The 21,034-nt window shown below is 63.5% G+C and carries 22 protein-coding genes and 1 pseudogene; 9 read left to right on the top strand and 14 right to left on the bottom strand.

What is annotated here, in order from left to right; genetic code table 11:
* Positions 1 to 11: 11 nt before the first annotated feature.
* Positions 12 to 1,490 carry a sodium/proline symporter PutP gene (gene putP / locus B8115_RS10410; protein WP_010627738.1) on the top strand — a complete coding sequence of 493 codons (1,479 nt, stop codon included), beginning with the start codon at positions 12 to 14 and terminating at the stop codon, positions 1,488 to 1,490.
* 72 nt (positions 1,491 to 1,562) lie between these two features.
* On the opposite strand, the gene B8115_RS10405 is transcribed toward putP, so the two are convergent.
* Positions 1,563 to 1,859 (bottom strand): hypothetical protein, encoded by a 297-nt coding sequence (locus B8115_RS10405; RefSeq protein WP_010627737.1) that lies wholly within the window; start codon positions 1,857 to 1,859, stop codon positions 1,563 to 1,565.
* A 267-nt stretch (positions 1,860 to 2,126) separates the two neighbouring features.
* Between B8115_RS10405 and B8115_RS10400 the strand changes: the two genes are divergently transcribed.
* Together B8115_RS10400 and B8115_RS10395 are read left to right on the top strand one after the other, a co-directional pair.
* A complete protein-coding gene (locus B8115_RS10400; RefSeq protein ID WP_010627736.1) occupies positions 2,127 to 2,732 on the top strand; it encodes an OmpW family protein in 606 nt (201 codons plus the stop codon).
* Between the two features lie 211 nt (positions 2,733 to 2,943).
* Positions 2,944 to 3,570 (top strand): OmpW family protein, encoded by a 627-nt coding sequence (locus B8115_RS10395; protein WP_010627735.1) that lies wholly within the window; start codon positions 2,944 to 2,946, stop codon positions 3,568 to 3,570.
* 54 nt (positions 3,571 to 3,624) lie between these two features.
* Here B8115_RS10395 and B8115_RS10390 read toward each other — a convergent pair whose 3' ends face one another.
* Complete coding sequence (locus B8115_RS10390) at positions 3,625 to 3,957, bottom strand: YqcC family protein (protein WP_010627734.1); 333 nt, start codon at positions 3,955 to 3,957, stop codon at positions 3,625 to 3,627.
* Positions 3,958 to 4,212: 255 nt separating this feature from the next.
* On the opposite strand from B8115_RS10390, the gene B8115_RS10385 reads away from it, so the two are divergent.
* The 4 genes from B8115_RS10385 (at position 4,213) to B8115_RS10370 (ending at position 7,198) form a co-directional block, all read left to right on the top strand.
* Positions 4,213 to 5,244, top strand: a complete 1,032-nt coding sequence (locus B8115_RS10385; RefSeq protein ID WP_010627733.1) for a DUF3549 family protein — start codon at positions 4,213 to 4,215, stop codon at positions 5,242 to 5,244.
* Between the two features lie 24 nt (positions 5,245 to 5,268).
* On the top strand, positions 5,269 to 5,706 hold the full coding sequence (locus B8115_RS10380) for a RimK/LysX family protein (RefSeq protein WP_010627732.1): 438 nt from the start codon (positions 5,269 to 5,271) through the stop codon (positions 5,704 to 5,706).
* Positions 5,707 to 5,735: 29 nt separating this feature from the next.
* Positions 5,736 to 6,644 carry a 30S ribosomal protein S6--L-glutamate ligase gene (gene rimK / locus B8115_RS10375; protein WP_010627731.1) on the top strand — a complete coding sequence of 303 codons (909 nt, stop codon included), beginning with the start codon at positions 5,736 to 5,738 and terminating at the stop codon, positions 6,642 to 6,644.
* A gap of 110 nt (positions 6,645 to 6,754) precedes the next feature.
* On the top strand, positions 6,755 to 7,198 hold the full coding sequence (locus B8115_RS10370) for a hypothetical protein (RefSeq protein ID WP_010627730.1): 444 nt from the start codon (positions 6,755 to 6,757) through the stop codon (positions 7,196 to 7,198).
* Between the two features lie 12 nt (positions 7,199 to 7,210).
* Here B8115_RS10370 and B8115_RS10365 read toward each other — a convergent pair whose 3' ends face one another.
* From B8115_RS10365 to B8115_RS10330, 8 genes and pseudogenes are all read right to left on the bottom strand, one after another.
* Entirely contained in the window at positions 7,211 to 7,927 is a 717-nt protein-coding gene (locus B8115_RS10365) for a vancomycin high temperature exclusion protein (RefSeq protein ID WP_010627729.1), read from the bottom strand.
* 55 nt (positions 7,928 to 7,982) lie between these two features.
* Positions 7,983 to 8,555, bottom strand: coding sequence for a putative Fe-S cluster assembly protein SufT (gene sufT / locus B8115_RS10360; RefSeq protein WP_010627728.1), 573 nt, complete (start codon positions 8,553 to 8,555; stop codon positions 7,983 to 7,985).
* Between the two features lie 2 nt (positions 8,556 to 8,557).
* A complete protein-coding gene (locus tag B8115_RS10355; RefSeq protein WP_010627727.1) occupies positions 8,558 to 9,817 on the bottom strand; it encodes an aminotransferase class V-fold PLP-dependent enzyme in 1,260 nt (419 codons plus the stop codon).
* Between the two features lie 14 nt (positions 9,818 to 9,831).
* A pseudogene (gene sufD, locus B8115_RS10350) lies at positions 9,832 to 11,118 on the bottom strand (Fe-S cluster assembly protein SufD); the annotation flags it as partial.
* 79 nt (positions 11,119 to 11,197) lie between these two features.
* On the bottom strand, positions 11,198 to 11,950 hold the full coding sequence (gene sufC / locus B8115_RS10345; RefSeq protein ID WP_010627725.1) for a Fe-S cluster assembly ATPase SufC: 753 nt from the start codon (positions 11,948 to 11,950) through the stop codon (positions 11,198 to 11,200).
* Between the two features lie 200 nt (positions 11,951 to 12,150).
* Positions 12,151 to 13,593 carry a Fe-S cluster assembly protein SufB gene (gene sufB / locus B8115_RS10340; protein WP_010627724.1) on the bottom strand — a complete coding sequence of 481 codons (1,443 nt, stop codon included), beginning with the start codon at positions 13,591 to 13,593 and terminating at the stop codon, positions 12,151 to 12,153.
* 70 nt (positions 13,594 to 13,663) lie between these two features.
* Positions 13,664 to 14,128, bottom strand: coding sequence for an SUF system Fe-S cluster assembly regulator (locus tag B8115_RS10335; RefSeq protein WP_010627723.1), 465 nt, complete (start codon positions 14,126 to 14,128; stop codon positions 13,664 to 13,666).
* Positions 14,129 to 14,378: 250 nt separating this feature from the next.
* Positions 14,379 to 16,100: a bifunctional diguanylate cyclase/phosphodiesterase gene (locus B8115_RS10330; RefSeq protein ID WP_026038037.1), complete on the bottom strand. Its 1,722-nt coding sequence runs from the start codon at positions 16,098 to 16,100 to the stop codon at positions 14,379 to 14,381.
* A gap of 294 nt (positions 16,101 to 16,394) precedes the next feature.
* Between B8115_RS10330 and B8115_RS10325 the strand changes: the two genes are divergently transcribed.
* Together B8115_RS10325 and B8115_RS10320 are read left to right on the top strand one after the other, a co-directional pair.
* A complete protein-coding gene (locus B8115_RS10325) occupies positions 16,395 to 16,862 on the top strand; it encodes an Lrp/AsnC family transcriptional regulator (RefSeq protein WP_010627721.1) in 468 nt (155 codons plus the stop codon).
* Between the two features lie 50 nt (positions 16,863 to 16,912).
* Entirely contained in the window at positions 16,913 to 17,839 is a 927-nt protein-coding gene (locus B8115_RS10320; protein WP_026038036.1) for a complex I NDUFA9 subunit family protein, read from the top strand.
* On the opposite strand, the gene B8115_RS10315 is transcribed toward B8115_RS10320, so the two are convergent.
* The 4 genes from B8115_RS10315 to B8115_RS10300 all read right to left on the bottom strand — a co-directional run bounded on the left by B8115_RS10315 (position 17,809) and on the right by B8115_RS10300 (position 20,949).
* Positions 17,809 to 18,492 carry a PhoU domain-containing protein gene (locus tag B8115_RS10315; protein WP_010627719.1) on the bottom strand — a complete coding sequence of 228 codons (684 nt, stop codon included), beginning with the start codon at positions 18,490 to 18,492 and terminating at the stop codon, positions 17,809 to 17,811. The two genes, B8115_RS10320 and B8115_RS10315, sit on opposite strands and share 31 nt — an antisense overlap.
* A gap of 25 nt (positions 18,493 to 18,517) precedes the next feature.
* On the bottom strand, positions 18,518 to 19,726 hold the full coding sequence (locus B8115_RS10310; RefSeq protein WP_026038035.1) for a sodium:phosphate symporter: 1,209 nt from the start codon (positions 19,724 to 19,726) through the stop codon (positions 18,518 to 18,520).
* A gap of 107 nt (positions 19,727 to 19,833) precedes the next feature.
* On the bottom strand, positions 19,834 to 20,271 hold the full coding sequence (locus B8115_RS10305; RefSeq protein ID WP_010627717.1) for a nucleoside deaminase: 438 nt from the start codon (positions 20,269 to 20,271) through the stop codon (positions 19,834 to 19,836).
* A 135-nt stretch (positions 20,272 to 20,406) separates the two neighbouring features.
* On the bottom strand, positions 20,407 to 20,949 hold the full coding sequence (locus B8115_RS10300; protein ID WP_010627716.1) for a hypothetical protein: 543 nt from the start codon (positions 20,947 to 20,949) through the stop codon (positions 20,407 to 20,409).
* Between the last annotated feature and the right edge of the window lie 85 nt (positions 20,950 to 21,034).

Raw genomic sequence — 21,034 nt, 5'->3', positions numbered from 1 at the left:
AGGAACCCCTCATGGTTCAGAATAACATGGCTATCGGTTTCACCTTCGTGGTGTACCTCTTGTTGATGCTTGGCATCGGTATCGTCGCCTACAAGCGTACGACCAACCTTTCCGACTACATCCTTGGCGGGCGCTCGTTGGGGCCCTGGACTTCGGCGATCTCCGCCGGAGCCTCGGACATGTCGGGCTGGCTGCTGCTCGGCCTGCCCGGCGCCGCCTATGTCAGCGGCATCTCTGCCAGTTGGATCGCCGTGGGCCTGCTGATCGGCACCTGGCTCAACTGGCTGATCGTGGCGCGCCGTCTGCGCCTCTACAGCTTCAAGGTCAGCGATGCCCTGACGCTGCCCGAATACTTCGCCAACCGCTTCCGCGATAAGTCGCAGCTGCTACGGGTGATCTCGGCGATCTTCATTCTGCTGTTCTTCCTCTTCTATACCAGCTCCGGCCTGGTCGCCGGCGGACGACTGTTCGAGACGGTGTTCGGCTACGATTACACGCTGGCCGTCACCATCGGCACCGTAGCAGTGATCTCCTACACCTTCTTCGGCGGCTTCCTGGCAGTCTCCTGGACCGACCTGATCCAGGGGCTGATGATGGCGGCAGCTCTGGCCATCGTGCCGATCATCGCCTTCGGCGACCTGGGCGGCACCACAGGTGCCGCTGCGGCGCTGGCGGCGGAGAGCGAGTACATGCTGGCCTGGTTCCGCGACGCTTCCACCGGTGAGACGCTGACCTTCATCGGTATCGTCAGCTCGCTTGCCTGGGGCCTGGGCTATTTTGGTCAGCCGCACATCCTGGCGCGCTTTGCCGCCATTCGCAGCGACCGTGACATCCCCGCCGCTCGCCGCATCGCGGTGACCTGGACCGCCATCGCCCTGATCAGCTCTGTGGCCGTGGGCCTGCTGGGTGTCGGCTTCGTTCAACGCGACCTGGCCGATGGCGAAACCGTGTTCATGGTGATGGTCAATCTGATCTTCCATCCGGTGATCGCCGGTATCCTGCTCGCCGCCATCCTGGCCGCGATCATGTCCACCGCCGACTCGCAGCTGCTGGTCTCTTCCTCGGCGCTGACCGACGACTTCTACAAGGCGATCTTCCGCAAGGATGCCAGCCAGACCGAGCTGGTCTGGGTCGGCCGCTTCGCCGTCATCGCCATCGCCATCGTCGCTTACCTGCTGGCGCTCAACCCCGATGCCACCGTGCTCGACCTGGTCGCCTACGCCTGGGCCGGCTTCGGCGCCGCCTTCGGCCCGGCACTGATCATGTCGCTCTACTGGCGCCGCATGAACAAGTGGGGTGCCCTGGCCGGCATCGTGACCGGTGGCGTGACCGTGGTGGTCTGGGCCGAGCTGTCCGGCGGCATCTTCGACCTCTACGAGATCGTGCCGGGCGTGATCCTTGCCTACATCGCCATCGTGGTGGCGAGCCTGGCCACGGAAGAGCCCGACCTGCGTGTCACAGCCGACTTCGACACCTTCGACGAAGCGTAATCGACAGGCAGTAGCTCACCGTAGACGAAAGCCGCCCTCGGGCGGCTTTCTCGTCCTTGCTCAAGCAACCCCTCATGCCAGCCACAGGGCGCGAACGACCACCAGCAAGGTGAAGGCGGCCAGGGCCGCCAGGCTGATCGGCGGGCTGGTGGCCTGACGCTGCCAGTAGCGCCGCAACTCAAGCCCCAGCGGTTGCATGAATGCCGCTCCCAAGGCCCATACGCCCAGCGCAATGGCGGGCAGCCTCAGCGCCATGGGCAGTCCGCTGATGAGCGCGGGCTGCACGAGCAACCACAGCGCAAGCGCCGCAGCCAACAGCATCGCGCCGAGATTGAGCCAGATGGGGGGGGTCTGTACCTCGACTCGCATCGTCTGCCTCCTGCTTTTCCTATTCAAGGCTTAGCTGCAAGTGCTCTGTCTCGCCATGATGCAGCACAGCAATAATTGTACAGCTCGCCTACCTTCGCCAGCATATGCGCGCTCATGAAATTAGAGAGCCTTGGCATTACGACAATCAATCAAGCCAATCAGTGCCATAACAAATTTAAACAAGACTTTTAGAAACAGTGTTCGTATAGTTGGAGGCGTTCAACACTGCCGGGACTCCGGCTCGAGTGAAAACTGGAGGACGCTGTTATGAAACCGATTCGCCTGATTCCCGTAGTAGCTCTCGCTGCTGGCTTTACCTTCGCCAGCCAGGCAGCCCTGGCCTACAGCGCTGGCGACGCCTTCGTGCGTGGCGGCGTCGCTCAGTCGGACGTTCGCTCGGACAACGGCCAAGCCGGTGGCGTGGATTTCGATCTCGGCACGGCACGGGGCTTCACCTTCGGCGCCGGCTACCTGTTCACCGACAACATCGGTATAGAGCTGAACAGCTCCGAGAAGTTCGAGCATGACGTCGCGCTGGGTGGCGCCGACCTCGGCACCATCGACCGCATGCCGGTGAACCTGCTGGTCAACTACTACCCGCTGGGCGGCTTCGACTCCCGCGTGCAGCCCTACGTGGGTGCGGGCCTCAACTACACCCGCTTCTCCGGCGAGCCGGAGGGTGTCGACGCCCGTCGCTCCTATGGCGCCGTGGGTCAAGTGGGGATCGATCTGGCCATCACCGACAACTTCATGCTCAACGGCTTTGCCAACTATGCCGACGTCGATGCGCGCCTCTCCACTGATGACGGGGCTTTAGGCACAGTCAAGGTGGACCCGATGACCATCGGCGGCGGCGTGACCTTCCGCTTCTGAGCGAACAAGACACCACGTCTCCCTATACGCCGGGCCATGAGCCCGGCGTTTTCATTGGCGCATCGGGCGCATAATGAATATATTGAACACCTCTTTAATTTCAGATGGAACTGTTGCCCTGGATCAAGAATTGCCTCGCAGCCGCTGAGTAGACTCCTTTCATCGTATGGCAGCTTCACAACTGCCCCTTTGAAACGACAGGAGTCGACCCATGCGCAATTACACCCTTTCCACGCTCGCTACTGCCGGCCTCGCCGCGACAGCACTGCTGGCCAGCAGCCAGGCGCTCGCCTATAACCAGGGCGATTTCATCACCCGCGTGGGCGTTGCCCATGTCGACCCCAAGAGCAACAATGGCAGCCTGGCGGACGGCACCATCGACGTCGACGTTCGCAGCGACACCAACCTGGGCTTCACCCTGGGTTACCTGTTCCACGACAACTTCGGCGTCGAGCTGCTGGCGGCGCTGCCGTTCAAGCATGACATTCGGCTGAATGGTGAGGATCTTGCTTCCACCAAGCATCTGCCACCGACCCTGACCGTGCAGTACTACCCCCTGGGCGGTACCGGCGCACAGCTGCAGCCCTATGCCGGTATCGGCCTCAACTACACGCATTTCTTCAGTGAGAAGAGCGAGCTCGGCAATCTGGAACTCGACAGCTCCTGGGGCCTGGCAGGCCAGTTGGGTCTCGACGTGCGCTTGGATGACAACTGGGGCCTCAATGCTGCCGCCTGGTACATCGATATCGATACCGACGTCAGCCTGGGCGGTACCGACCTCGGCAAGGTCAGCGTCGACCCCTGGGTCTTCATGGCCGGCATCAGCTACCGTTTCTGAGGAGTACGCTGACGCAACAGGGTCCGCCGACTGGCGGACCCTGTTGCTTTCAGCTCAATTATCCGTGACCAACCGGTCGATCTCTTCCACTGCCTTGCACAGCAGCAGGCGGTCGTTGGCGCGCGCTCCCTGCTGCGCCAGGTAAGTCTCCAGCACCGGCGCCACATCGCACTTCTCCGGCATCGGCGCTTCCGCTTCGATCAGTGCATCGAGCCTGGCGATGAACACGAAGCGCAGCCACTGCGGCAGGTCCATGGTGTCGATGCAAAAGGGTTGCTGGCTCTCGTACGCGTCGGGCGTCGGAGCACTCATGCGCCACATGTTGGTGGCTTTCATCGTGGCTTCGAGGCGGCGCAAGGCCACATCGAGCTCATCGTGGACCGTCATGTCGAAATACCTGAAGCGAATGTACCTTCATTATATCCCTCCAGCCCCGCCTTCTGGCCAGGACCGCCAGCGGACTGTTCACAGATTCGCTGCAAGAGACTGTGGATAAGCTTTGGAAACCTGCTCCGGTAGCAGAGAATACGGGGCTTCGCCAGGCATGCTCATTTCTTGATCAGATTGCGACGATCCGCGCCGACGAGTGGCTGACAACCCCCCGGCCGTCACGGTAGAGTGCACGCTCAAAAGGGAGCCGATATGCAGCCGATTCATTCGCTTCATGATTTTTTCCTCCGCACCGGGGCCGATGTGCATCTCTACCACATGGGGCGCCGGGTCGAACCGTGCTCCATGGCGACCCTGGCAAGCCTGGAGGACGATGGAACCGCCTGGCCGCTGCCCTGGCAGGGTCAGGCGCGCCTGGGCATCGTCTTTCGTCTGGGTGACCTAACCGATCCGCTGATCTGGTTTCTGGCACTGCCGCTGGACGAGCAGGGGCAACTGGTAGCGGCACCGCGGGATGCCTTCCTGCAGCGCCTGCTGGTCACTCTGGGGCGCAACGTGGAGCGCGCCGGTCGCGAGCCCGAACATCAGGGACAAATCGACAATCTGATGCACGACAACCCGCTGGCCTTCACGCCATCGCTGCCCTTTCAGGCCATGCTGCATGCACGTGCCACCTACGATCTCGACAAGCCGGCGAGCCCCCATCTGGAGCCGGTGGAAGCCTATCTCAGCGGCCAACAGCCGGTAGACTGGCAGTTTCTCGGCTTGCAGGGGCTGGCCGATTTCGTCGTCCGCCTCGACAGCGAATCGACCCAGGCGTTGATCGCTTCGCTGCCGCAGCTGCCCAATGAGGTGCTGGTGACACTGTGCTATTGCCTCGAGCACATGGCCATTGCCGATGGGCTCGCCACCGCGCTGCGACACCGGGGCGAGCAGGCAGCCCAAGCCGGCGATCTGGAAACCCTGTGCGCCTGCGTACGCGCCGTGGGTGGCGCCAGCCCGGCACTGGCCGGCGCCTGGTACGATGCCCTGCTGGACGACCCGGCCGCCTGCGGCCCCGACCTGCTGGCCGCCATTGCCGCGCGGGGCTGGAACCACCTGGAACACGGCGAGCGGCTGCCACGTTTCCTCGAGCGACTGGCGCAGCAGCCAGGCACCGACTTCGCCTCTGCCGCACGCGACCTGGCGCTGATTCCCCGTCTGCGCCTGCCCGTGCTGATGGTGCTGCGCGAATCGCAGCGGGAAACCCCCATCGGCCAGCGTTTGGCCGAGCTGGGCCATTGAGTGTGGATAGCGGGACATAATGATATGAAGGAACTGCCCTATACTCCGAAGGCCGTCATCGGCCGCCTCGAGATGGCTAGCCTGCCGACCATCGGCATGACCGTTTGCGCCAAGATCGATACCGGCGCCTATACCTCGGCGCTGCATGCGGAAGATATCGAAATCTTCGAGGAAGAGGGTCATCTCTGGGTCAGCTTCACGACGCGCAGCGGCGGGCTGGAGTCGCCACCGCACCAGCACCGCACCCATCTGCACGACCGCCGTCGGGTGACGAGTTCCAACGGTCACAAGGAGTGGCGCTACGTGATTCGCACACTGATGCAGCTTGGCGAACTCGAAATGATGGTGGAACTGACCCTGACCGACCGCAGTGACATGCGCTACCCCATGCTGCTGGGCCGACGCGCCCTGCGCCGACTGCTGGTGGCGCCCGGCGTCACCTTCCTGCACGGCGAACCCTGACCCACTCGGCCATACGTCCGGAGCCCAAGATGCACATCGCGCTGCTGTCACGCAATCGCAACCTCTACTCCACGCGACGCCTGGTGGAGGCCGCCGAACAACGCGGCCACAAAGTGCGGGTCATCGACACCCTGCGCTGCTACATGAGTATTGCCGCCCACCACCCCTCGATTCACTACAAGGGTGAAGAGATCGAGCGCTTCGATGCGGTCATTCCCCGCATCGGGGCGTCGGTGACCTTCTACGGCTGCGCCGTGCTGCGCCAGTTCGAGATGATGGGCACCTACGTGCTCAACGACTCGGTCGCCATCACCCGCTCGCGGGACAAGCTGCGCTCGCTGCAGTTGCTGTCGCGCAAGGGCCTGGGCCTGCCGATTACCGGCTTTGCCCACTCCCCGGACGACATTCCCGATCTGATCACCATGGTCAAGGGCGCACCACTGGTCATCAAGCTGCTGGAGGGCACCCAAGGCATCGGTGTGGTGCTGGCCGAGACCAACCAGGCCGCCGAATCGGTGATCCAGGCCTTCATGGGCATGAAGGCCAACATCATGGTTCAGGAGTACATCAAGGAGGCCCGTGGCGCCGACATTCGCTGCTTCGTGATCGGCGACAAGGTGGTCGCCTCGATGAAACGGCAGGCGGCCGAAGGCGAGTTCCGCTCCAACCTGCATCGCGGCGGTACGGCCAGCCTGATTCGCATCACGCCGGAGGAGCGCTCCACGGCCATTCGTGCAGCCAGGGCGATGGGGCTGCGGGTCGCCGGCGTCGATCTGCTGCGCGCCAATCATGGACCGGTGATAATGGAGGTCAATTCCTCACCGGGGCTGCAGGGAATCGAGACGGCTACCGGAAAGGACATCGCCGGGCTGATCATCGAGCACATCGAGAAGAATGCCAGCGCCTCGCGCAAGGCACCGCCCAAGCCCAAAGGGTAATTGCGAGAAAAGCGCCTGTTTTTGTAGAAAGGCTACTTATTTCGCCTGCGGGGGTAGCAAAACAGTGTTTCCCCCGCCACAATCTGCGTCACCGGAGGAGGTGACCGCTCATGTTTCTCGACAATCGCCAGGTGGCGATGGACAGCGTATTGGAAGCGCTGGCTGACAGCATCGACTATTTCCAGGACAATCTCGAGCGCCTGCGCCCTTCCCTGCGTGAAACGCTCAAGCCGCACTACGAGGCACGCGCCAAGGCCCTGCAGAAGCTCCGTGAGCTGGCCAGACGGCACCTCAAGCTACTCCCGCGCGATGCCGACGTCGAGCGCGACGACTACATGTGGCTGTGGAGCCGCCTGAAGAGCTTCGTCGGCAACGAGAGTCAGGTCGTCATCGGCGAACTGCTCGAGCAGGAGCGCGTGCTGATGCAGGCTCTGGCCACGCTTTACACCCACCCCCTGCCGAATCCGCTCGAGCCGGTCGTGGAGCAATGCTGGAAAGAGTGCCGGGCGCTGATCCGCGAACTCTACCGACTGCAGAAAGAGCGCCGGCGCTGAACTGAGAAGCCGCTACTCGAAGTCCAGATCGGGCTCGATATCCAGCAGTTGCCGCCAGGTCGGCGGCACGATCTGCAGCGGCTCCAGCGGCCCCAGGAAGTAAGGCTCACGCCCCCATACATAGAGGTCGCCCACGGTGGCGGCACGCGCCATCCACTCCCTCGCCTGTAACCGCCACAGACCTGCCACCGGGCGCGAAGGCGCGCTGCAGCCGCGCACTTCGAGCCCCAGCGCGTCGGCAATGAACAGCGCCCGGGGCAGGTGCCACGACTGGGTGACGAGCAGCGCCTGCTCGACGCCGAACACGTCTCGCGCCCGCGCCAGCGTATCGAAGGTGCTGAACCCGGCGTAATCGAGGGTCATGTCCTCGTCGCGCACGTACTGTCGGCGCAGGTCGCGCCACATGCTGATCGGTTCGTTGTACTGGCGGGTACGGTTGTCGCCGGAGAGCAGCAGATGCTCGACCCGTCCCAGCCGCAGCAGGCGGGAAGCGGCGTTCATGCGCGCCTCGAAATGCGGGTTGCGCACGCCGCTCCGGGTCCAGCTCGAGGTGCCGAAGACGATGCCGACACGCTCCGGACCGCATAGCGGTAGCTCATACTCGATACGCGAGTGAGTCTTGCCCAGCACCCAGAGGTTGGCAGAGACGAACAGCAGCGCTGCCAGCAGCAGCACGGCACCGAGCGTCATCAGAACGAACTTGAAGGTTTTCCACAGCAGCGCCTGCATTCACCGTCACCGGTCGAGGAGATGGACGGCCCTCATCGATAGCGAGGGCCAGCCGCTAGAACATGCCGAGTTCCAGCTTGGCCTCATCGCTCATCATCTCACGGCTCCAGGGCGGATCGAAGACGATTTCCGTATGCACTCGGCTGATTTGCGGGGCACCGAGGATCTTGTTGCGCGCATCGGCGGCAATCACGTCGCCCATGCCGCAGCCGGGCGCGGTCAGTGTCATACGGATGGTGACGATGCGCTCGCCGCTGATCAGCCGTTCGATGCGACAGCCGTAGACCAGCCCCAGATCGACGATGTTGACCGGAATCTCGGGGTCGAAGCAGGTCCGCAGCTGGTCCCAGACGAACTGCTCGATCTCCTCGTCGCCGGCATCCTCGGGCAGGGTCGGGCGCGGCAGCGGCTCAAGGCCCAGGGCATCGAGGTTGCTGCCCTCGATCAGGTAGAGCCTGCCCTCGAACCCGACGCTGACCGAGCTGCCCTTGGCCTGCATGACCGTGACCTCGCTATCCTCGGGCAGCGAGATGGTCTTGCCGAAGGGGATCGAGATGACATCCACGTCGCGCTGCAGCGGCAGCTTCTGCCCCTTCTGCAGGCTCGCTATCTGCTCGATGCTGGTCATGCTCAGCGCACCATTCCGATCACACGTTCCAGGGCCTCGCCGAAGGCGTCGACCTCTTCCAGCGTATTGTAGGCGGCAAACGAAGCCCGACAGGTCGCCGTCACGCCGAAGTGCGCCAGCAATGGCTGGGCGCAGTGGTTGCCGGTACGGATCGCCACCCCGAGCTGATCGATCAGCAAGGCGATGTCTTGGGAGTGCGCGCCGTCGACGACGAAGGAGAGTACGCCGGCCTTGTGCGGCGCGGTGCCGAGAATGCGCAGACCATCAATGCGCGACACTACCGCCGTGGCCCGCTCCAGCAGTCTTGCCTCCCAGGCGCCGATGGCATCGAGCCCCACACCGCGCACCCACTCCAGCGCCACGCCCAGGGCGATCACCTCGGCGATGGCCGGCGTGCCCGCCTCGAACTTATGCGGCACGTCGGCGAAGGTGGTCGGGACCTCGAAGGAGACGCTCTTGATCATCTCGCCGCCGCCCTGCCACGGCGGCATCGCCTCGAGCAGCGCCGCCTTGCCGTAGAGCGCACCGGCCCCCGTGGGCCCGTAGACCTTGTGCCCGGAGAAGGCGTAGAAATCGGCGTCGATGGCGCGCACGTCCACTGTCTGGTGCGGCGTGGCCTGGGCGCCGTCGACAAGGATCAGGGCGCCGTGCTCATGGGCGATGGCCGCCATCTCACCCACCGGATTGACGGTGCCGAAGGCGTTGGAGACGTGATTGACCGCCACCAGCCGGGTGCGCTCAGTGAAGAGCGCACGGTAGGCATCGAGGTCGAGCACGCCGCGCTCGTCCACCGGGATCACCTTGACCACGATACCGAGCTGGCTAGCCAGCAGCTGCCACGGCACGATGTTGGAGTGGTGTTCCAGCAGCGACACCAGCACCTCGTCCCCGGCCTTTAGGTTGGCCCGGCCCCAACTATTGGCCACCAGATTGATCGCCTCGGTGGTACCGCGGGTGAAGACGATCTCGCGGCGGTCGGCGGCATTCAGAAAGCCGCGCACTGTCTCGCGAGTGGCTTCGTAGGCCGCCGTCGCCTCGTCGGCCAGGGTATGCAGGCCGCGGTGGATGTTGGCGTTGTAGCGGCTGTAGTAGTCGCGAAAGGTATCGATCACCGCCAGCGGCGTCTGGCTGGTGGCGGCATTGTCGAAGTAGATCAGCGGCCGGCCGTGCACCTGCCGTTCGAGGATCGGGAACTGGGCGCGAATCCCGGCCACGTCGAAGGCCGGAGTGTCGAGTTCGTGCTCGGTGGCCAGGTGATTCATCGCTCTCTCCTCGCTCACTCGTCGTGCAGGGCCACGGCGGCTTCCACCAGCCCGGCCAGGTTGAAACGCTCCGGCAGCTTGCCGGCCACCGCCAGCTCCACCCGTTCGGAGATGGCATCCAGATCGACCAGCTCCATCACCTCGCCGGCGAAGGCCAGGGTCAGCAGGCCGCGGGCGGTCTGCTCATCGATGCCGCGGGTGCGCAGCGCGTAGATTGCCTCTTCGTCGAGCTGGCCGGTGGTGGTGCCGTGGGAGCACTTGACGTCGTCGGCGTAGATCTCCAGTTCCGGCTTGGCGTCGATCTCGGCGCGGTCGGAGAGCAGCAGATTGGCGTTGCTCTGGAAGCCCTCGATCTTCTGGCTGTCACGCTTGACCACTACCTTGCCGTTGAACACGCCACGGGCGCGGTCGTCGAGGATGCCCTTGTAGTTCTCGTTGGAGAAGGTACGCGGGGCGTTGTGGTTGGCCAGGGTGTGGTTGTCGATGTGCTGACGCCCCTGACCGTAGAACAGCCCGTAGAAGTTGGCCTCGGCCCCCTCGCCGTTGAGCTCACCGATCAGGTCGTTGCGCACCAGCCCGCCGCCCAGGTTCAGGTTGAACGAGGTGTAGCGGCTGTCGCGGTTCTGCTCGACGTGAATGCTGGCCACGTGCAGGTCGGCCAGCGGCGCCTCCTGCAGCTTGTAGTGGGTCAGGATCGCACCGCGGTCGAGCATCAGCTCGGCCACCAGGTTGGTGAAATTGGCCGCCTCGCTCTCGCCGACGTGATGCTCGATCAGCGTAGCCTGGCTGCGCGCACCGGCCTCGACCAGGATGCGCGGATGGCTCATCACCGGCGCGGCATTGGCCCGGGACAGGAACTGCAGCAGGATTGGCTTCTCCACCACGCTGCCTGGCGCCAGGCGCACCACGGCGCCCTCCTCCATGAAGGCGGTGTTGAGCGCCGAGAACGGCGAGAAATCGACGCCAGTGAGGCGCCCCAGAGGGCCACCCACCGCCTCGTGATTCTCGGCCAGCGCCTGGGAAAGAGGCAGAACCGCCACCCCGCCGGGCAGCTCGCTCAGATCGGAGAGCGCCGCCGAGAACACGCCGTCGACGAAGGTCAGCCGGTACGCGTCGATGGGCAGCGTGATCGCCGCGGCCGAGGCCGGTGAGAACTCGGCGCTGTCGGTCAGGGCGAAATCGCCCCGGGCGATGGCGCGTACGTCGGTGTACTTCCACGCTTCGTCGCGACGAGTGGGGAAGCCGAGAGCCTCGAAGCGAGCCGCCCCGGCCTGACGCCGGGCGGCGATCCAGGTCGGCTCGCCCCCTGGGCGGCACGGCGCGCGGCGCTGCGCTCCTCGAGGCGCGCGAGAAAGGTCGTCACTTCGCTGCTGACGTCACTCATGCGACGGACTCCTCCACGACCCAGTCGTAACCGCGGGATTCCAGTTCCTTGGCCAGCTCGGCATCGCCGCTCTTGGCAATGCGTCCGTCGACCAGCACGTGCACGCGGTCGGGTACGATGTAGTCGAGCAGACGCTGATAGTGGGTCACCAGCAGAATGGCGCGCTTCTCGTCACGCAGGGAGTTGACGCCGTCGGCCACCACGCGCATGGCGTCGATGTCGAGCCCGGAGTCGATCTCGTCGAGCATGGCCAGCTTGGGTTGCAGCACCAGCATCTGCAGGATCTCGTTGCGCTTCTTCTCGCCCCCGGAGAAGCCCTCGTTGACGGCGCGCTGCAGGAAGCTGGCATCCATCTTCATCTGCGCCAGCTTCTCCTTGACCAGCTTCATGAACTCCGGCGCCGGGACCTCGCCCTCGCCGCGGGCCTGGCGCTGGGCGTTGAGCGCCGCCTTGAGCAGGTAGATGTTCTTCACCCCGGGGATCTCCACCGGGTACTGGAAGCCCAGCAGCAGGCCCGCCTGGGCGCGCTCTTCCACTTCCATCTCCAGCACGTCCTGGCCCTCGAAGGTGATCGAGCCCTGGGTCACCTCATAGCCGTCCTTACCCGCGATCACCGCCGAGAGAGTCGACTTGCCGGCCCCGTTGGGGCCCATGATGGCATGCACTTCTCCGGCGTTGATGGTCAGGGTGAGGCCCTTGAGGATGTTCTTGCCTTCCACCTTGACGTGCAGATCCTTGACTTCGAGCATCATGAGTACCTTTTCGATTCTGGCGGGCCGCCAACGCGACCCGGAAAATAATTCATCCAGCCCAGCGAAACGAGCGAGCGGCGTCTTGACAAGGCGAGCGCGGAAGAGAGAAGCGGAGTTTACGGCTGTAAATGAGCATTCTCGAATCCGCGCTCAACGCCGTACAGGCGTCGCGTAGCCGTTTCCTTAGCCAAAGCGCTTTAACCCACGGCACCTTCCAGGGTGACGTTCAGGAGCGCCTCGGCCTCTACGGCGAACTCCATCGGCAGCTCCTGGAACACGTCCTTGCAGAAGCCGTTGACGATCATGCTCACCGCGTCCTCCTCGGAAATACCGCGGCTCTGGCAGTAGAACAGCTGGTCCTCGCCGATCTTCGAGGTGGTCGCCTCGTGCTCGATGGTCGCGGTGCTGTTGCCGATCTCCTGATAGGGGAAGGTGTGAGCGCCGCACTGGTCGCCGATCAGCAGCGAGTCGCACTGGGTGAAGTTGCGCGCGCCCTTCGCCCGCGGGCCGATCTTGACCAGCCCGCGGTAGGACTGGTTGCTGCGCCCGGCGGAGATGCCCTTGGAAACGATGTAGGAGCGCGTGCCCTCACCGATATGGATCATCTTGGTGCCGGTATCGGCCTGCTGACGGCCGTTGGTCACCGCGACCGAATAGAACTCGCCAATGCTGTCCTTGCCACGCAGCACGCAGGAGGGGTACTTCCAGGTAATGGCGGAGCCGGTCTCGACCTGGGTCCAGCTGATGCGCGAACGGTCGCCGCGGCAGTCGCCGCGCTTGGTGACGAAGTTGTAGATGCCACCCTTGCCGTTCTCGTCGCCGGGGTACCAGTTCTGCACCGTGGAGTACTTGATGTAGGCGTCGTCCAGTGCCACCAGCTCGACCACCGCCGCATGAAGCTGGTTCTCGTCACGCATCGGCGCGGTACAGCCCTCCAGGTACGAGACCTGGGCGCCCTCTTCGCAAATGATCAGGGTGCGCTCGAACTGGCCGGTGTTGGCGGCGTTGATGCGGAAATAGGTGGAGAGCTCCATCGGGCAGGTCACGCCCTTGGGCACGAAGACGAAGGAGCCATCGGTGAACACCGCCGAGTTGAGCGCGGCAAAGTAGTTGTCGGCTACCGGCACCACCGTGCCCAGGTACTGCTTGATCAGCTCCGGGTAGTCGCGGATCGCCTCGGAGATGGAGCAGAAGATCACCCCCGCCTCGTGCAGCTTCTCCTTGAAGGTAGTGGTCACCGACACGGAGTCGAACACCGCATCCACCGCTACGCCGGCCAGGGCGGCCCGCTCGTGCAGCGGAATGCCCAGCTTCTCGTAGGTCTCTAGCAGCTTGGGATCGACCTCGTCGAGGCTCTGGGGGCGGTCCTCGGGGCGCTTGGGCGCGCTGTAGTAGGAGATCGCCTGGTAATCGATGGGCGGATAGTCCAGATGCGCCCAGGAAGGCTCCTTCATCTTGAGCCACTGATGGTAGGCCTTGAGGCGCCACTCGAGCATCCACTCGGGCTCGCCCTTCTTGTTGGAAATGAAGGCGATGACGCTCTCATCGAGCCCCGGTGGTACCGTCTCGCTCTCGATGTCCGTCACGAATCCCTCTTTGTATTCGCGGCGGACCAGCTGTTCCATTTCCTGACTTGCCATGGTCTCTCCCCTCCCGGGCGGTTGGGCCGGCGAGCGTACTCGCCTCGGGTAATGATTTCTGTTCGCTGGCTCAGGCCATATCGGCGGCCAGGCTCACGCTCTGTATGGGTAGCTGTACGGGCAGCTTGATCGGTGCGCTGTCGGCCAAATGGGCCAGTGTCACGCTGTCGAGCAGGGTACGCACGGCCAGCGACACGCGCTGCCAGTTGTCCGACACACCGCAGGTGGCGAGCAGGTCGCAATCGCCTTCGGCGTGGCTGCATTCGGTCATCGCCACCGGCCCTTCGATGGCGGTGATGATGTCGATGGCGGTGATACGCGATGCCGGGCGTGCCAGGGAGTAGCCGCCCTGGGCACCACGGCGCGACTCCAGCAGCCCCGCCTTGACCAGCATCTTCAGGGTCTTGCTGACCGTGGGATGCGGCAACTGCACGGTCTCGGCCAACTCCGTTGCCGCATGAGGCTGCTCGGGATGCCGGGCGATCTGCGCCAGGATCACCGCAGCGTAATCGGTCAACCGGGAAAGCTTCAGCATGCCTGACTCCTGGGTCTCACGTTGCGAAGTCGTGCCATCGCTCCATTTGGGACCATTTTAGTCCTGTATGGATTCGATGTGAAGTCCCGCTGGCGAAAAGGGCACTGCAAGCAGCGAGATACCGGCATGTTCGGCGCCGATAGCATCAATAAACGGAATCATTCCTATTCGCAACGCAGTGCAATTCTGCCCATCTTATGGAATGGCGAGTCCAGTTTGGCGTTTGTCGGGGGACAGCGAGGCTGGCTCACTATTCGCTTGGTGCGCCGCGGCAGCTCAGAGCGGAAACCTGGTTGTGTGATGGTCGTTCGCGCTCACGATGCCAGGCCAGTACCTCCTCGGCGGGAAGCGCCTTGGCGTAGAGAAAGCCCTGGGCCCGGTCACAGCCCATCTCCCTGAGTAGACGATGCTGCTCTTGGGTCTCGACACCTTCCGCGGTTACTTCAAGATCGAGCGCATGCCCCACATCGATCAGACAGGCCATCAACTTGCGTGCCCGCCGATCGTGCTCCAGGCCTTCGACGAAGGCACGGTCGATCTTGAGTCCCGTGAGGGGCAGATGGCGCAGGTACTCGAAGGAGGAAAAACCGGTACCGAAGTCGTCGATGCTGACCCGAATCCCGCAGCTGCGAATACGCTCCAGGGCCCGCTTGGCGGCAAAGAGATCATGCACCAGCGCGCTCTCGGTGATCTCCACTTCCAACCGCGACGGCTCCATGCCTGACTGCCTGACATGCTCGCCCAGCTCTTCCAGCAGCGCATCGTCCATCAGGTTGCGTACCGAGAAGTTGATGCTGACCCGCTTCTCCTGGGACATTGCAAAACGGCAGGCCTCCGCCGCCACGAAGCGGGTGACCGGAGCGATCAACGTCGTGTTTTCGACCTTCGGCATGAATAGCCCCGGGGGGATCAGGTTGCCCTGCTCGTCACGCCAACGAATGAGGCCCTCATAGCCCGTCACCCTGCCGTCGGCAAGACGCAGCTTCGGCTGATAGTGCAGCTCGAACTCCCCTCTGGCCAGGCTGCGGCGTACCCGCGCAATCAACTTGATGTTCTGTACGCCTCGGCGAGCGAAAGCGGACTGAAAGTGGCAATGGGAGCGCTGTTTCTCCGTTGCGGCCAGCATGGCGATACGCGCCTCACGCACGAGGCCGCCAGGCGTATCGTCGCAAGACTTGTGCAAGGCACTGCCCAGCACCAGTTGAGCCCGCAGCGGCACACCGAGGGCCAACAGGTTGTCCTCACCCAACTCAACGACGCGGGCGGCGATGCGGTTGAGCTCATCGAGCCCGACCGGCCAGAGCAATAGGGCCAACTCAGCACCGCTCACCCGGTAGCACCCCAGCAGGTTGGGTCCCAGCCGGACCAGACGGCGGTTGATGGCGAGAACCAGGTCGTCGCATGCATCCGCCCCCAAGGCCTCCATGATCTCGCTGACGTCCTCGATGCGTATCAGAATGACTCCCGTGCTGCGACCATCCAGCCGCTGAGGCGCCTTGAGCAAGCGGGATAGCTCTGCCTCCAGGGCGATTTCGTTGGGCAGGCCGGCCCGCGGGTCGGTTCGTGACGCCCGCTCAGCCTTGAGATGACTCTGCCTCAGCCGCTCGAACAGGCATCCGGCAAAGGCACCGATGGCCAGGTACAGACACAGGCGGATCACCCAGTTGAGGGCGGCCTGAGTCTCTCCCGAGGCCACTGACAGCGGTATCGCCGCCATCAGCAAGCCGGCCATCAACGCGACGAGCAGCGAACCGCGCCAGGTGTACCAGGCACCTGCCAGCAATACCGGTATCAGCATCAGGTAGGGGTAGGCATAGCGTGTCCCGCCGGTGACATAGACGATCAAGGTACCCAGGGCCAACAGTGCCACCAGAACCATGATCCGGCTGGTTTCACGTGCAGCAGGTGGGCAGGACCGCCATCGATCCTCCACGGCACGCCAGGCACACTGAGCACGGCTCAAGGCTGTCATGACATCCTCCTGGCTGATTATTGCTGAACCACGATTCACCCAATTCAGACTACCGGCTACGACTCATGAAGTGTATGCAGAATGAATGGCTGACACCTTCGGCGTTCTCAACGCTTCGCTTGTTCTTTCCCTCTCTCCTTCTCGCCTAAGCGTCTTTCTCATGACGAAAAATTCCCTACTGCGTCTCGAATACGCCTGGAAACTGGCGAGCACGGGCCGCATTCGCCAGACTTGCAGTGATGGTTAGCGGTATCGGCCAAGGAACCACTGAACGCCACATTGACGAGGCAACCCATGCGTAACCTCAAACTCGACCGCATCGACCGCATGCTGCTCGAAGCCCTGCAGCAGGATGCCCGTCTGACCACAGCCGAACTGGCAGAGCTGGTGAACCTCTCCCCTTCTCCGTGCGCTCGCCGAATCCGCAGGCTCGAGCAGGCAGGACTGATCACGCGTTATCGCGCCGAACTGGATAAAACCCTTCTCGACCTGATGGTAACCAGCTTCGTCCAGGTGCGCCTCGACCAGCACCAGCGGGAACAGGTCGAACACTTCGAGCACGCCGTTCGCGACATGCCGGAAGTGATCCAATGCCATAGCGTTTCCGGCCACTTCGATTACCTGCTGCAGGTCATCACCACCGATATCGATGCCTTCGAGCGCTGGTTGAGGCACTTTCGTCAGTTGATGGCGGTGAGTGCCGTGGACAGCAGCTTCTCGATCCGTACGATCAAGGAGAACGGCGCCCTGCCTATCCAGTGAGGCTTTCCTCGGCGAGGCGATTAAGGCGCTAAGCGATGAATGGAGAAGACATGAGGAAGGCTCCGATCACAGTGTTCGGCGGGACCGGCTTTCTGGGCACTCGGATCGTTCGCGAATTGTTCGAAGCAGGGCACTCCGTGCGTATCGCGGCCCGTCACCCGACGCTGCCTGACTGGGCCGAGCCCGGCGATCCGCTGGAGCCGATGGTGACCGATGTCCGTAGCGAAGCCGATGTCGGGCGGGCGCTCGAAGGCGCCAGCGGCGTGGTCAATGCCGTGAGCCTCTATGTGGAGAGCGCCGGGCTGAGCTTCGACGACATCCATGTCGAGGGTGCCGGCCGAATGGCGCGCCTGGCCCGGGTGGCTGGTGTGAAGACCTTCATCCAGCTCTCCGGCATCGGCGCAAGTCCGTCGGCGCGTTCTCGCTATGTCGGGGCACGAGGACGCGGGGAGGCGAAGGTGATCGAAGAATACCCCAAGGCGGTGATCGTGCGCCCCAGCGTGATGTTCGGCGCCGGCGACGCCTTCATCACGCGCCTGGCGGGCTTGACGCGGCTACCGGTAATACCGCTGTTCGGGCAAGGCCAAACCCGCCTGCAGCCGGTGCACGTAGTGGACGTCGCCCGAGCCATCGCCAGGCTGCTGGGGGCCAATCCTCCCGAGCGCCGCCTGTTCGAGCTGGGCGGCCCGGACGTGCTGCCCTATCGCGACGCGGTGAACCTGCTGCAGGCACAGCTGGAGCGCGAACGCCCGCTGCTGGCCATTCCCTTCCCGCTATGGCACATGGCCGCCCTGCTGGCAGCGCCGCTGCCCGGCTCCCCGCTGACCCGCGATCAGGTCTTCATGATGAGCGAAGACAATACGGTCGGTGAAGACGTTGGCACCTTCGCCGACCTGGGTATCGTGCCGCGCTCACTGCGCGACAGCCTGCCCGCCTGCCTGACAACTCAAGCCTCGGATTCGTCCTCGTCGGAGTAGAAGTCGAGGTCTTCGAGGCGACCGAGAGCCGCGGTGGCAATATTGGCCAGATGGGCCGCCACGCGCTTGTAGTGGCGCGCCAGCAGCGAGTAGGCCACGGCCTCGTGGAACTCCACCCGGTCCTCGTCGCGGAACAGCTCCTCGATCAGTCGGTCGCAGTGCGGGCGTACCTCGCGAGCCAGCGCCAGTGCCTTGCGTGCGCTGGCCTCGTCGGATTTCTGCGCCGACTTGATGACCATGCCGAACATCTCCGCCACCTGGGCGGCGATGCGGTCCAGCGGCTCCTGGTACTTGGTGACGTGGAAGCCTTCGCGGTAGAAATGTCCGACCTCGAAAACGTTCTTGCAGTAGTCGCCGATCCGCTCGGCGTCCTTGGCCACACTCATCAAGGCCAGGCAGATCGCCACGTCGTGGCCCGGGTTGACCGTCAGGTGGCGCAGCACCTTGCGTCGAATGGAGCGTTCGAGTTCATTGATGCTGCGGTCGCGCTCGTAGAGCGGCTGGCGCACTTCATCGGCGGGCACCGTGCTGTGCAGCACCTCGTTGGCTCGGTCGAACATCCAGGCGCCGTCGCGCAGCATCTGGGTGAGATCCTCAAAGGCGAGATTGATGGTGTTTTCTGAGGTCAAGGCGCTGAATAGCTGACGAAACATCGAGGAAACTCCTGAAATACCGCGCTCAGCGCAGGCTCGTGAACAGTTCGACGGCACCGATTCCCAGCAGGGGGATCACCAGGAACACGCCAATCAGAAAAATGAAGGCATAGCGGGTCTGGCGAGCCGCCAGCTTGCCGTACCAAGTGGCCACCTTGAGCGGAATATAGCGCAGCGGCCACCAGATGGCGGTACCGGTCAGATTGAAGATGACATGGAACAGCGCCACGGTCATGGCCGCCGCCACCGGGTTGGCGGTGGCCGCCAGCACGCTGGTCACGGTCGTGCCCAGGTTGGCCCCCATCATGAACGGCAGTACCCGACGCAGCCGCACCACCCCGGCACCGGCGAGGGGCACCATCAGGCTGCTGGTGATGGTGCTCGATTGCACCAGTACGGTGGAGACCAGGCCAACGCCATAGGCGCGCAGGTCGCTGCGGAAGAAGTAGGTGCGAAAAAGGCCGTCCATGTGCCGCAGCAGCGCGCCGCGCAGGTTCTGCACCATGAAGATCAGGGCAATGAACATCAGCAGCAGCCCCAGCCCGGCAACCAACAGCCCCTGAGCGGCCGGCGTGGGTGTCAGCCAGCCGCCGATCAGGTTGAAGAGATCCACGACCGGCTGAGTAATGACTTTGATCGGGCTATTGGGCCGTGCCACCTCGTCGAGGCCGATCAGGTCGGCCAGCCAGCCCGCCAGCCGGGAGAAGATGCCACGCCCCGCCTCGTGAAACAGGCCACTGACGAACTCCAGCGGAAACACCACCAGCACGGTGAGGATATTGAAGAAGTCGTGCATCAGCGCCGCGGTGAAGGAGCGCCGGAAGTTGCGCTTGATGCGCATGTTGGCCAGCGCCACGATCACCCCGGTTACCGCGGTGCCGATGTTGGCACCCATGATGGCAAAGACCGCGGTGCCGAGGGTCATCTCGCCGCTCGCCACCAGCGTCACGATCAGTGCCGAAGTGAACGAGGAGCTCTGCACGATCATGGTGACCAGCACCCCGGCCAGCAGAGCGATGAAGGGGTTCTCTCCGTAGGCAAAGAGCTGGGTCAGGAAATCGCTGGCGCGGCCGAAGGTGCCGAGACCCGCCCCCAGTACGTTCAGGGCCGCCAGAAAGAGATAGAGGCATAGGCCGGCATAGATGCCGCGCATCCAGGCCGGTACTTCACGCACCGGTTCACGAGCCAGTGCTGCGCGTTGCGTTCCGCTGGAAGAAGGAGGTGGTTTCGACATGAAAGGGCCACTTACTCTCTGCAGGAAATGTGACGGATGCATGACACCCAGATGACTGCTGGCGAACGGTAACCATCCTGTGTGACAGTTTCATGACAGCGATGCACCTACTCGCCGATGTCCTCGTTCCACAGTTCGGGAGCCGATTCGACAAAGTGCGTCATCAGCTCGATGCACTCCTCGAGCTGAAGCACCTCGACAGCCACGCCACGGGAGCGCAGCAGTTCCTCTTCGCCGAGGAAGGTCTGGTTCTCGCCGATCACCACGTGTGGAATGCCATACAGCAGGATCGCGCCGCTGCACATGGGGCAGGGAGAAAGCGTCGTGTAGAGCGTGCAGTTGCGGTAAACAGAGGCCGACAGCCTGCCGGCATTTTCCAACGCATCCATCTCGCCATGTAGCACCGTACTGCCCGCCTGCACCCGGCGGTTGTGCCCACGTCCGATGATTTCGCCCTGGTGCACCAGCACCGAGCCGATGGGAATGCCACCTTCGGCAAGCCCCTTGCGGGCCTCATCGATAGCCGCTTGCATGTAATGGTCCATCTGAAACACTCTCCTTTGGCAAGGCGTGCCCGGCGTTGCGGTGACCTTAGCAGATGCCGTGAAAGACTGCCCGTCAACGCACCTCGGCGCAGGCGGTCTCAATCACCGATGGCATCCTGCGCTCACGCTGCGTCATCATTGCCAGCGCCAGCCATGCCGCTCCCACCACTCCTGGGCAATCTCACGGTTCTCGACATTGGCGCTCTCGCTGAGCGTTTCGCTCAGGCGAACGTAGTCCCCGCCGGTTTGCGCCAGAAGTTGCGGATCCTGAGTCGCCAGCTGCAGCGCGTAGAGCACCAGCATGAGTTCATACTGGTTGCGGGTGTCGATCAGCGCATACAGCATCGGCACCGCGGGCTCGCCGATCTGCCCCAACTGCTCCGCGGCGATGTACCACACCCGCGGGTGCTCCTCACCGCCATACACATCAATGAAACGCCTGTCGGCCAGACGGCTGATGTAGTAGTGGATTTCATCGTCTTGCGAAGCAAAGTGCGGGGGAACCCAAAAGCGGTCTTCCCGCGTGGTGCCGCTCATCGCCACCGGCGGCGGCGTGGTGACCTGCTCGGCCGGTTCGGGGGCTGGGCTCTCCTGCGGAGCGGGCGACCGAGAAGGGCCGGCACACCCATTCAAGAACAGCAGCAGGATCAGCGCGCCCGTCAGTCTGGAACTTGGCATAGCGTATTCTCTCACTGGGTCTGGATTGCTCACTGGGTATGATGGATTGCTCACTGACTATGAGCTGCTGCGTTTTACGCTGTTG

The sequence above is a fragment of the Halomonas sp. KM-1 genome, from assembly GCF_000246875.1.
Taxonomy (GTDB): Bacteria; Pseudomonadota; Gammaproteobacteria; order Pseudomonadales; family Halomonadaceae; genus Halomonas; species Halomonas aerodenitrificans.
The sequence above is the reverse complement of the archived record's forward strand: the minus strand, read 5'-3'. Positions and strand labels throughout refer to the sequence as shown.